Here is a 10680-nt window from a genome sequence, read left to right on the forward strand (position 1 = left end):
CTGCTGGAACAAGGAAAGCAGTCCTTGGTGACAGGAGGCCAGATCCGTTTCGTTTATCAAACGAAAGCGGTAGTCGTGCTCATCCTGGAGGAACTGGGCGATCGAAGTGCCAATGGTGGGCGTCGTGTGGTGAAACTCTGGCGCAAAGTAGGAGGCCTGATGATACAGCGCTTCTACAATATGCTTGCGAATCAACATGGCCGGATTGATCTCTAATCCTGTACTACGGGTCAGGAAGATCAACTGAAACTTGTGCCAGCCCTCGCCAGTCTTTTTCGTGAATTCCGCTTTCGCTTTATTTAGCCTGTAGCCCTGTGGTTCTAGCACTGAAGCTAAAGCCGTCAGTAATGCGTTCCGCAACTCTCTAGTCGTCATAGCATGGTCACTACAGGCGAAAGTACCACATCTGAAAGGCAGAGGATTAGGTACATGAAATACGCTTATTCTAATAATGTCCGTATAAATAACAGTATGTACTTGCACAAAAGATAGCCTAGCCTCCTCGCGCATACCAGCGGCTTTTTAGCGGAGTGACCTTTAAGAGGTACTCCGTTGCCCCGCAGCGGGTACGGGCAGGCTAATAGTGAATGTGCTGCCCTGGCCCAACTCACTAGCCACGGTGAGCGTGCCGCCGTGGCCCTGGGTGATGAGGTCGTAGCTGAGCGAGAGACCTAGGCCGGTGCCCTCCCCGGTTGGCTTCGTGGTGAAAAAGGGCTGAAACACCTTGGCTTGCACCTCGGGGCGCATACCTGTGCCATTGTCCTGCACCTGGATTTCTACTTGCGGGCCCCGTCGCAGGGTGCGTACGCGCACCGTGGGCACGTAGCCCGCTTCGCCCGTTTGCTGGCGCTGCTGTACGGCATAGAAGGCATTAGTCAATAGATTCAGCAGCACCCGGCCTAGGTCGCCGGGCACGGCTGCGACTAGAGGTAGGTCCGCTGCCAGGTCGGTAGACAACTCGGCCTGAAAGGACGAGTCTTTGGTGCGCAGCCCCTGGTAGGCCAGGCGCACATACTCCTCGGCCAGCGCGTTTACCGCCGTCGGCTGACGTTCGCCGGTGCTTGGGCGGCTGTGCTCAAGCATGCCACGCACGATGTTGCTGGCCCGCTGCCCGTGCTGGGTGATCTTGTGCAGGTTCTGCGTCAGGTCGTCTAGCAGTTCCGCTTCCAGGGCAGGCGTGCGCGTGGAGCTAGCCTGCGCCTCGACTAGCTCGGCTACTAGCTCCTGGCTGACGTCGGCAAAGTTGTTGACGAAGTTGAGCGGGTTCTGGATTTCGTGCGCGATGCCCGCCGTCAGTTCCCCGAGGCTGGCCATCTTCTCCTTCTGAATCAGTTGGCTTTGCGTGGCTTGCAGGGTGAGCAGCGCCTGGTCGAGGGCGTCGCGCTGGCGGGCAATTTCCTCGTTCTTCTCGCCCAGGCGGCGGTTGGCACGCTGCCGCAGCACGGCATTGCGCCAGAACAGCCCCGCCGCCACGGCTACGCCCACCAGGCCGGCCAGCAGCAGATACAATTGCTGGCGCTGACGTGCGCTTTGCTGGCGTTGCAGCTCGCGGCTCTTAGTGAGCAGCGCAATCTGGCTTTGCTTCTTATCGAGCTCGTAGCCGTAGCGTAGAGCGGTAGTTTTGCGCTGGGTGGCCTCACCCGAGAGCATGTCCTTGTAGGCCACGGCCAGCCCCTGGTAGCGGTAGGCCGCCGCAAAGTCGCCCCGCTGCGCATAGAGCCTGGCGAGCAAGTCACTGACATTGCGCAAAACAATCTTATCGCCTTCGCGGCGTGCTTGCGCAAAGCTGGGCCGCGCAAAGGTCAGGGCGCTGTCGGGCTGCCCGAGCTTGGCATAGACCTGTGCCAGCGTCAGTTGAATCATGGGCAGGTTATAGACCGTGTGCCCGGCCAGAGCGCGCGCATAGCCCCGCCACGCAGTGGCGCGGGCGAGCGAATAGCGCCCTTGCTCAAAGTATACCAAGGCCATGTTCTGCTCTTGCTCGCTCTCACTGCGTTCATTGTGGAGCTGGCGGGCTACCTCCCGGGCTTGCTGGAAGTAGCGCAGGGCCGCCGGGAAGTTCTTTTGCGCGTCGTGGGCGACGCCTAGGTCAATCAAAGACGCCAATACGACGGCCATATCGTGGGCCTGCCGCGCGCTTTTCAGCGATGCGTGCAGCAGCGGGATGGCCGTGGGGTAGTCTTCTAATTGCACGTAGATGGTGCTGAGCGTGCCCTGCAGGCGGCCCAGCGTCTGCTGGTCGTTGGCCTGCTCGGCCAGGGGCAGGCCCCGCAAAGCCGCTGCGATGGCGGGCGCGTAATTGCCCTGCATCAGGTCCAGGCGACTCAACTGCATATAGCTTTGGGCTTGCTGGCTCCGGTTCCCCAGGCGAGCCGCCAACTGCTGGGCTTGCTGGGCCGCGTGCCGCCCCAACTCGAACTGCGCCTGAAACCGGTAGACAATACTGAGCCTGAGATAGGCCGCGGTCTGGCCCCGCGTATCGTGCAGGCGCTGCGCTAGGTGCAGGGCTTGCTGCTGCACGGCCAGCGCCTGGGGCGAGGAAGGCGGTAGGCTGTCGGCTTGCGCTTGCAGCTGCCGCACCCGGCTGGTGTCAGCTAGTTGGGTCGCGGGCGGCAACTGGTGCCGGCTATTCGTGGCTGAGGCTGGGTTTTGCGCGAGCAGCGGCTGCGCCGCCAGCAGACATAGCAGCGGCAAGCAAAAGCGAAGCATGACGAGGAGCGTTGAATAATGCTGTTTTATCTGGTCAATGTACTACTTAATAAGCAGCTTTGTCCGCGCCTGTTGCCAAGTTAGCCGCTCTGGCCCCGGGATACGCCGCTCGGGGGCGTTGCCTTGCACAAAAAAGGGGAGCATTGCGGGCCAGGTAGGGGCAATTCCGGTGAGCCGAGCCGACGGGGTGCGGCAGGTGATAAGCGGCGCGCGGGTTGTAGGCCTTGACTAGACGCCAGTCGCTTCTTTTACCGCAATGAGCAGTTGCTCACTAGGGGCATAAGGAATAGGGCCCGAAAGGTGCGCTATATTTTCGCTGATACTCTTTTCCGGTGCAGGCGGCAGTGTTCTCTGCCAAGAGCAAATTATAACCTGCTCGCTAGGTTAGCTTAGTTTGTCTCCCACAACCACCTTTTGGCAGCTTCGATCGTCTTATCCGGGGTATCCTGCGGCGAAGGCGCCACCGCCACATCCGGGGTGATGCCATTCCAATACGGCCTCTGGGTTCGATCCATCATATAGCCTACCCGCGGAGCTGCTCACTGGTAGGCTGCTCCGCCCGTGGGCGTGTATAAGTCGTAGCGCAGCAACAGCGGCGGGGCAACGGCGGGAAACCCAATGTGGCCGCCCGCGCCCGCCGACTGACCCAAATAGCTGAGCTTGGGAACGTGTCCACTTTTGCGCCTTGTGCGTTCAAGGTGAAGTATATATCTCACAAAAACTCGCTCAACCATGCGCAACAAACTGTTACTATGTACGGCACTTCTGTTCAGCGGCGCGGCGTGCACGCCGGAGCTCGATGGGGAAAACCCGCTGAATTCGATTCTGGTCCGACAAGAGACCTATAAGCTGCCGGGGGACCAGCTGTTTCCCGAAGGTATTGCTTACAACTCCCGAAAAGGCGTGTTCTATGTGGGGAGTACCCTCAACGGCGACGTCATCCAGGTAGGCGTTGCAAGTGGGGAAGCTAGCCTCTTTGCTGCGGGCGCAGCGCAGGGCCGCTTGGACTGCCGAGGTATGAAAACTGATGCCCAAAACCGCTTGTGGATTGCTGGCGGGCAGGAAAACAAGATTCACGTGCTGAGCCCGCAGGGGAGCCCGCTTAAAACCTGGGATACCAAAGCCCTATTCAACTCCGGTTTTATTAACGACTGCGTGGCTGATGCCAATTACATCTATTTCACCGACTCACGCGTGCAGAAGATCTACCGAGCGGCGGTGGGGGCGGCGACACCCGGTGAGGTGGAGGAGTGGCTCGCCTTCACCGACCAGCAGATTCCCTACGGCGCGGGCTTCAACGCCAACGGCATTGCACTAACGGCCGATGGCCGTTACCTGCTCCTAGTTATCTCCAACACGGGTAAGTTGTTTCGCATCGACCGTAGCAGCAAGGCCGTTACCGAGATCCAGCTCAATCAACCCGTCACGGCGGGTGATGGTTTGTGGCTGAGCGGTACCACGCTCTACGTCTCGCGCAATGTAACGGGGCAACTCTTTCCGGTGCAGCTAAACAACACCTACACGCAAGGCACCGTCGGGGCGGGCTTTGGCAACAATCTAAAGTTCAACACCACGATTGCCCGCGCCGGTGAGTACTTTCTCGTGGTAAACTCGCAACTGAACCTACGCCCAACGGGTACCACGCCCCCGCCCGCACTGCCGTCCTTGCCGTTTACCGTCTCGCGCGTCACGATTCCCTAGCCGGACGAAGAACGACAAGCTGCTTTCAGCGCCTCATTTCTTGCGCCCCCCTTGCCCCGCGTAGGCAGCACCTGCGCCGGTCAAGGGGGGCGCAAGGTGTCGCCTAGCGTCCCTGGACAACGGCAAGCCGCCAATCCGTACGCTAGCCCCACGAGCAACCGCCGCGATCAGTATTCCCCTCGTTTCGCTGAACACTATGCTTCACTAACTGAAGGGACTTACGCCTTGCCTAACTGAGCACGAATGCGGCTGAGTGAAGGACCCTTAATACCTAGATAGGAGGCAATATGCCCCAGCGAAATGCGATTGGTTACGCCCGGAAACTGCTCCAGCAGCGTCACATAGCGCTGTTCCGCTGTTTGAAACAGCATAGACTCTGCCTTGGCCTGCTGCAAGATGAGATACTGCTCGGCCAGCAGGCGCCCGAACCGTTCCCAGCCGTGCGACTGCTCGTAGAGCGTATGCAGCTGCCCCACGCTGATGACCAGCAGCTCGGCCTCTTCCAGCGCGGCAATGTAGTAAGGGCACGCCTCTTGGGTAAGCAGGCTTTTCAGGGAGGTCAGGAAGGTGCCCTCAGGCACAAACGCCACGTTGTGTTCCAAATCGGTTACAGGGTCGACGTAGTACACGCGAAACAGGCCGTTCACGATAAAGCCGACGTACTGGCACACCGCGTTGCGAAAGTTAAAAAACTCGTTGCGCGGGATGGTGCGGAGCGTCCAGTGGTCTTCGGCGAGGCGCAGGTCTGCTTCGGAAAGATGGGCGAAAGCCTGCAGCTGCTGGTGCAGGAGCTGGCGAGGGGAAACGGTTGGCACGGGCAGCATGGCACAAATCAGTAAACAGGAGCGTGTGTTCTAGTCGTTGCGTCCCCCGGCTGTTCGATAAAGCAGAACGAGAATCGTTGACGAGACCCGTGATCCTACTTAGTACGAGCAAGGTCTGATGGCACCAGCGGGGACGGCTAAGAAGCGCAAGAACCAAGTGGCTGAACGAAAGTAGCGAGCCGTCGGCACTTTTTAACCTAGGTGAAAAACCAGGTTGGCGGACGGCAGGACCTTTGTCGCATCATCCACTTCACTAGATCCGATGTCTATCTCCTCAACCGCCACTAGCCAAGCGCCCGTTCAGACCGCCCAGGCCCTGCGTACGTTGTACTTCGTGCGGGCCGCTTTCTCTCTGGTCTGGGTCAGCCTGGTGTTTCTGTTTGTAAAATCCTCGCCTACACTCACGGCCGCTTTGTTGCTGCTGTATCCGGCCTGGGACGTGCTGGCTACGTTCGGGGACATCCGAGCCAACCGTGGCACTGGGCAGACGCTGCTGCCGCAATACGTGAACATCGTCGTGGGCAGCCTCACGACGGTGGCCGTGGGCCTCGCCCTGCGCAGTGGCGTTCCGGCGGTCCTGCTCGTGTTTGGGGTGTGGGCCGTGCTGACGGGGCTGATTCAGCTGCTGCTCGGCCTACGCCGGCGCCGCGCATTGGGCGGGCAGTGGCCCATGATCCTCAGCGGCGGGCAGTCGATGCTGGCCGGGGTGTTGTTTGTGGCCCAAGCCCACGACCCCACCAAAGGGGTGACCAACGTGGCCGGGTACGCGGCGGTCGGGGCCTTCTATTTTCTGCTCGCCGCCCTGCGCCTGCGCAAAGCAACTCCTTCTGCTCACTAGAAGTGACTGACCTACTCTTGGCGCGTTGCGTGTCTCCAGCCGTAGCGAGTAGGTCTTTTCTGCTGGGTGAGACAACCTATTCCCGTACAAGACACTGGCTATTTCGCTCAGCCTTGTACAGAAGACTCTATGTTCTTTGCAATGAGCATCCGCAGTCGTTCCTGGTGTTGGTCACCCCACTGGCCGATCGCGCCAATGACGGGGATGAGTGATTGACCAAAATCAGTGAGATAGTATTCCACTTTCGGCGGAAGTACTGGATAAATCACCTTCGCTACTAGCTCGTGACTTTCCAGTTCCTTCAACTGCACATTCAGCACCCGGCGGGAGGCACCCGGAATTTTTCGTTGCAACTCGCTGGGACGTTGAAAGCCCTGGTGGATAAACCACAACAGACGTATCTTCCATTTTCCGTACAGCACTTCCCCGATTAGGTCCAGACCACACAGCAAATCGGGCTTCGTCTTTCGTTCATACATACGGCAAATATAACGACCTACTTCGCCCGGTTTAATAGGGCTAAATTTGTCCCTATGTGAATCGTAAGTCCGTACTTGTGAGCCCATACCGTACTGCAGAAGTTTGCCTTAACCAAAACAAACTACAGTATGGACTTCAACTTTGAAAACGAGCTGGCCGGTAAAATCGCGTTGGTAACGGGAGGCACGAAAGGTGCGGGCAAAGCAATTGCCGATAGACTGCTGAAAGCAGGAGCAACCGTCATCATCACTGCCAGAAACAAGCCGGAAGAGCAAACCAGCCATCTCCATTTCATCGCGGCCGATCTGAGCAAACCGGAAGGCACGCAGCAGGTAGTTGACCAGGTACTGCACCAGTTTGGTCAGTTGGACATCCTGGTCAATAATATGGGTGGTTCAGAAACGCCAGGCGGGGGATTTGCCGTGCTGTCTGACCACGACTGGGAGGCAACCCTACAAACGAATCTGCTAGCCCCCGTGCGGCTGGATCGTGGTTTTTTGCCCGGTATGGTCGAACGGGGCAACGGCGTGATTATCCACATCGCGTCCATCCAGGCCACACTACCACTCTACGACGCGACACTGCCCTACGCGGCAGCAAAAGCCGGTCTGCTCAATTATAGCAAAAGCCTGTCTAATGAAGTTGCCCCGAAAGGCGTGCGGGTACTCACGGTTTCGCCAGGCTGGATTAGGACGGAAAATGTCAAATTCTTTCTGGAAAGGATCAGCCAGAGTTCCAATGTTTCTGTGGAGCAGGCGCAACAGAGTGTGATGGATGCCTTAGGTGGCATCCCCTTCGGACGACCTGCCGAACCAGAAGAAGTAGCTGAATTAATTGGTTTTCTTGTTTCACCGCGCGCCGGTTACTTGACCGGGACTGAATATGTCATCGACGGCGGGACCATTCGTACGATTTAGCAAAAGGATGGTCATTCGTTCCTAAAAAGCACCGTCAATAATTCCGAAAACGCACCATGATAAACCTACCAACCACTATCGAAGGGTTTGTGCAGGCACAAAACGAACGGGACAGCGCTAGCTTTTCGCACTACTTTACGGCCGACGCCACCGTTTCCGACGAAGGGCATACCTATTCGGGTCGGGCCGAAATCAGGGAATGGATACAGCAGGCGACTGAAAAGTATCAAATGCAGACCCGGCCGATTAATTACCAGCAATCGGGTGCCTCAGCCATCCTGACCGTGGAAGTAGCGGGAACATTTCCCGGAAGCCCAGCGGTGATGCAGTACCATCTTGAACTGGACAATTCCTTGATCAGTTCCTTACGCTTCACCGGGTAAAAGGCTAACGCGTAGGATCGAGCAACGACTGTCCCGTGAGGCTATAGAATGTTCAGGTTTCTTCGTTGAGGAAGCCCCAATCCACCAAGCAGCCGCAGGCGAGTATTGAAGCCAAGCGAAACGACCTCGTAGGAAGGAAAGCACGCTGTAGAAGGCCAACGCCTTGCTGGACAAAGCGGCGCGCTGGAGCCGGGCAAACTGCGGGGCGGGGGGCAGCGGGTACATTATTCGTCGCGCAAGCACAGCGCCGGGTCGATGCGGGCCGCTCGTACGGCTTGCGCACCCACCGTTAACCAGGCGACCAGCAGCGCGAGCAGGCCCGCACCTAGGAAATACCAAAATTCTAGAGCTATGCGATACTCGAAGCTGTCGAGCCAATGGCGTACCAGTAGATAGCTGATGGGCAAAGCTAGGGCAATGGCCACAATGACGAGTTTGGTAAGGTCGCGAGAGAGCAAGTAGATAATACTAAACTCGCTGGCACCTAGAACTTTGCGCACCCCTATTTCCTTGCGTCTCTTTTCGGCCGTGAAGGCAGTCAGGCCCCAAAGTCCCAGGGAAGAAATTAAGATAGCTAAACTCGCAAAATAGCGAGAAAGCACTGCCACGCGCCTTTCGGAGGCATATTGGGCTTGGTACTCGGCGTCCAGATATTGGTAATCCAACGTCATGCCCGCGTTGTAGGCTTTGTAAAACTGCTGAAGCTGGCGAATGGTCTCTTTGTCCTGGCCGGGAGCGAGCTTGACCACCACCGTGCCGGCCGCTTTCGGCTCCAGGCGAAAGATGAAGGGCGCTACTTTTTCGTGCAGCGATTCGTAGTAGAAGTCCTTGGCGACGCCTACTACTTTGTCCCGGTTGAGGGTTTTGCCAATCGGGTCTTGCAAGCCCAATGTTTTCACAAGTGTTTCGTTGACAATTATTTCGGTGCTGTCGGAGCGAAATTGCCGGGAAAAGCTGCGGCCGGCTTTCATCTGAATGCCCAGCGTTTCCACCATGTCGTAGTTCACCCCTAGGTTGTTCACCGGAATTTTTCGGCCTTTCCATTCTAGCTGAGGGCCTACTCCTTGCGGGCCTACGATCACGAAAAAGCCCCACATCCCGGAAGCATTCACTACGCCGGGGAGCCGCTTTATCTCCGCCAGAAAGGCATTAGGTTCCTGAGCCGACCTGCCCGCCGTCTCGAAATAAATGACGTTGTTCTTGTCGTAACCTAGGTCTTTGCTTTGCACAAACTGCATCTGCCGATGCACGACCAGCACGCAGACAATGAAGATTACCGACAGCGTAAACTGAAAGATCACCAAGCCTTTGCGCGTCCAGAGGTCGGCCACCGAACCCACCAGCGTGCCTCGAAAGACTGTAGCCGGTTTGAAGCCGGACAAGTAGAAGGCCGGATAGCTGCCCGCCAGCAGGCCCGTCAACAGCGCAATTCCCAGAAATAAGATGATCAGCTTAGGCTCTGGGGTTAGCGTCAGGTGCTTGCCCGTAACTTCATTAAACTGAGGCAAAACCACTTGCACCAGCACGACAGCCAGAAACAGGGCCAGGAACGTCATCAGCGTAGATTCCAGCAGGAAGTGCATGACTAGCGCCCTCCGGCTAGCCCCCAGCGTTTTCTTAACGCCTATTTCCTTCATTCGACGCGTAGCCTTTGCCGTAGCGAGGTTCATGTAGTTGATGCAGGCGATGATCAGGATGAAAGCGGCAATGGCTGAAAAGAGCTGCACGTATTCGATGCGCCCGCCCGCCTGGACGCCGTTTTTGTACTCGCCGTGGAGGTACTGGTCGGAGTACGGCTGGATGAAGAGGCGGCGATTTTTATTCTTAGCGGTTTTGTGATCTAGAAGTCCTGCTATTTTGCTGTTAAATTTCTTAGGATCAACACCATCATGCAGCACGATGTAGGTATTGAAAGGCCCGTCTTCTTCCCAATTGATTTTTGGCCCCATCTTCATGATGTCCTTGAAGGCATCGAAGGTTAACACGAAATCAAACTGCTCGGAGGAATTGGCCGGAATCGGGCCGAATATCCCCGAGACGATGCAGGTTTGCTTAAGGTCGGCTAGCTGCCATTCCACCGTTTTGCCGATGGCATTTTCCGGTTTGCCGAATAAGCTAGTCGCCAATCTCTGGGACAGCACGATGGCTCTTTTGTTCGCCAAAACCTGATTGGCGTTGCCTTGGACGAGCGAATAGGAGAAGATGTGGAAGAAGCTTTTGGCCGCGAATTTTCCTACGCCCTGGATGTGCTTCTTCTCGCCCACTAATGTGAACCTGGGGAAGAATGCCGGAGGTGTGGCAACAACTGCGGATTCTATTTCGGGCATTTCCTCTACTAGGGCTTCCGCCAGCAGCGCCGTAGTGCCCGCGTGCGTATCCAGCCCCTTCTCCGTGCGCACATTTTCCATCACCCGAAACAGGCGGCTGTTGTTTGCGTGATACTTGTCGAAGCTTAGCTCATCATTCACCCACAGGCAAACTGCCAACGCACATGCCAATCCCGTTGATAACCCAATCAGGTTGATGAAAAACGTGGTTGGGAACCGCTTGAAGTTACGATAGATCAGAAGCAAGGAGTGCTGAAACATGCCGTCGTCAGAAGTTAATGAATTCGATTAAATAGAAAGGATTACAGGCATAAAACGCTATTAATTAAGTACTTATTTGCTTATACACGTTTTCCAGCACCACTTCCCCGTCGAGCAGGCGAATAACGCGGTGGGCGTAGCGGGCGTCGTGCTCGGAGTGGGTGACCATGATGATGGTAGTGCCGGCTTCGTTGAGTTCGGTGAGGAGCTCCATCACCTCGTTGCCATTGCTCGAATCGA

General features: G+C 56.9%; 10 protein-coding genes and 1 pseudogene. 5 read left to right on the forward strand and 6 right to left on the reverse strand.

What is annotated here, in order from left to right; translation table 11 throughout:
• Positions 1 to 216: hypothetical protein (locus BXP70_RS30430; protein ID WP_218779889.1), on the forward strand; the 216-nt coding region annotated here is incomplete at its 5' end.
• Between the two features lie 321 nt (positions 217 to 537).
• Here the strand turns inward: BXP70_RS30430 and BXP70_RS27940 are convergent.
• Together BXP70_RS27940 and BXP70_RS30880 are read right to left on the reverse strand one after the other, a co-directional pair.
• A complete protein-coding gene (locus tag BXP70_RS27940; protein WP_086597420.1) occupies positions 538 to 2709 on the reverse strand; it encodes an ATP-binding protein in 2172 nt (723 codons plus the stop codon).
• A 389-nt stretch (positions 2710 to 3098) separates the two neighbouring features.
• The gene (locus tag BXP70_RS30880) at positions 3099 to 3227 is read right to left on the reverse strand and encodes a hypothetical protein (RefSeq protein WP_262490777.1); all 129 of its coding nucleotides are present in this window, start codon (positions 3225 to 3227) and stop codon (positions 3099 to 3101) included.
• 214 nt (positions 3228 to 3441) lie between these two features.
• Here BXP70_RS30880 and BXP70_RS27945 point away from each other — a divergent pair, with 214 nt between their 5' ends.
• Complete coding sequence (locus BXP70_RS27945; RefSeq protein WP_086597421.1) at positions 3442 to 4410, forward strand: NHL repeat-containing protein; 969 nt, start codon at positions 3442 to 3444, stop codon at positions 4408 to 4410.
• A gap of 218 nt (positions 4411 to 4628) precedes the next feature.
• Here the strand turns inward: BXP70_RS27945 and BXP70_RS27950 are convergent, their stop codons facing one another.
• Positions 4629 to 5234, reverse strand: a complete 606-nt coding sequence (locus tag BXP70_RS27950) for a Crp/Fnr family transcriptional regulator (RefSeq protein ID WP_086597422.1) — start codon at positions 5232 to 5234, stop codon at positions 4629 to 4631.
• Between the two features lie 262 nt (positions 5235 to 5496).
• Here BXP70_RS27950 and BXP70_RS27955 point away from each other — a divergent pair, with 262 nt between their 5' ends.
• On the forward strand, positions 5497 to 6072 hold the full coding sequence (locus BXP70_RS27955) for a hypothetical protein (protein WP_086597423.1): 576 nt from the start codon (positions 5497 to 5499) through the stop codon (positions 6070 to 6072).
• A 107-nt stretch (positions 6073 to 6179) separates the two neighbouring features.
• On the opposite strand, the gene BXP70_RS27960 is transcribed toward BXP70_RS27955, so the two are convergent.
• Positions 6180 to 6551 carry a winged helix-turn-helix transcriptional regulator gene (locus tag BXP70_RS27960; RefSeq protein WP_086597424.1) on the reverse strand — a complete coding sequence of 124 codons (372 nt, stop codon included), beginning with the start codon at positions 6549 to 6551 and terminating at the stop codon, positions 6180 to 6182.
• A gap of 129 nt (positions 6552 to 6680) precedes the next feature.
• On the opposite strand from BXP70_RS27960, the gene BXP70_RS27965 reads away from it, so the two are divergent.
• Together BXP70_RS27965 and BXP70_RS27970 are read left to right on the forward strand one after the other, a co-directional pair.
• Complete coding sequence (locus BXP70_RS27965; RefSeq protein ID WP_086597425.1) at positions 6681 to 7469, forward strand: SDR family oxidoreductase; 789 nt, start codon at positions 6681 to 6683, stop codon at positions 7467 to 7469.
• A 56-nt stretch (positions 7470 to 7525) separates the two neighbouring features.
• Positions 7526 to 7852 carry a nuclear transport factor 2 family protein gene (locus BXP70_RS27970; RefSeq protein ID WP_317044492.1) on the forward strand — a complete coding sequence of 109 codons (327 nt, stop codon included), beginning with the start codon at positions 7526 to 7528 and terminating at the stop codon, positions 7850 to 7852.
• Between the two features lie 224 nt (positions 7853 to 8076).
• Here BXP70_RS27970 and BXP70_RS27975 read toward each other — a convergent pair whose 3' ends face one another.
• On the reverse strand, positions 8077 to 10440 hold the full coding sequence (locus BXP70_RS27975) for an ABC transporter permease (RefSeq protein ID WP_086597426.1): 2364 nt from the start codon (positions 10438 to 10440) through the stop codon (positions 8077 to 8079).
• A 64-nt stretch (positions 10441 to 10504) separates the two neighbouring features.
• A pseudogene (locus tag BXP70_RS30760) lies at positions 10505 to 10680 on the reverse strand (ABC transporter ATP-binding protein); the annotation flags it as partial.

The organism is Hymenobacter crusticola, from assembly GCF_002154225.1.
In the GTDB taxonomy this organism is placed as follows: Bacteria; Bacteroidota; Bacteroidia; order Cytophagales; family Hymenobacteraceae; genus Hymenobacter; species Hymenobacter crusticola.

Coding starts and splice junctions, on each gene's coding strand:
- BXP70_RS27940 (WP_086597420.1), bottom strand. CDS start 2,709: ATGCTTCGCTTTTGCTTGCCGCTGCTATGTCTGCTGGCGGCGCAGCCG.
- BXP70_RS30880 (WP_262490777.1), bottom strand. CDS start 3,227: ATGATGGATCGAACCCAGAGGCCGTATTGGAATGGCATCACCCCGGAT.
- BXP70_RS27945 (WP_086597421.1), top strand. CDS start 3,442: ATGCGCAACAAACTGTTACTATGTACGGCACTTCTGTTCAGCGGCGCG.
- BXP70_RS27950 (WP_086597422.1), bottom strand. CDS start 5,234: ATGCTGCCCGTGCCAACCGTTTCCCCTCGCCAGCTCCTGCACCAGCAG.
- BXP70_RS27955 (WP_086597423.1), top strand. CDS start 5,497: ATGTCTATCTCCTCAACCGCCACTAGCCAAGCGCCCGTTCAGACCGCC.
- BXP70_RS27960 (WP_086597424.1), bottom strand. CDS start 6,551: ATGTATGAACGAAAGACGAAGCCCGATTTGCTGTGTGGTCTGGACCTA.
- BXP70_RS27965 (WP_086597425.1), top strand. CDS start 6,681: ATGGACTTCAACTTTGAAAACGAGCTGGCCGGTAAAATCGCGTTGGTA.
- BXP70_RS27970 (WP_317044492.1), top strand. CDS start 7,526: ATGATAAACCTACCAACCACTATCGAAGGGTTTGTGCAGGCACAAAAC.
- BXP70_RS27975 (WP_086597426.1), bottom strand. CDS start 10,440: ATGTTTCAGCACTCCTTGCTTCTGATCTATCGTAACTTCAAGCGGTTC.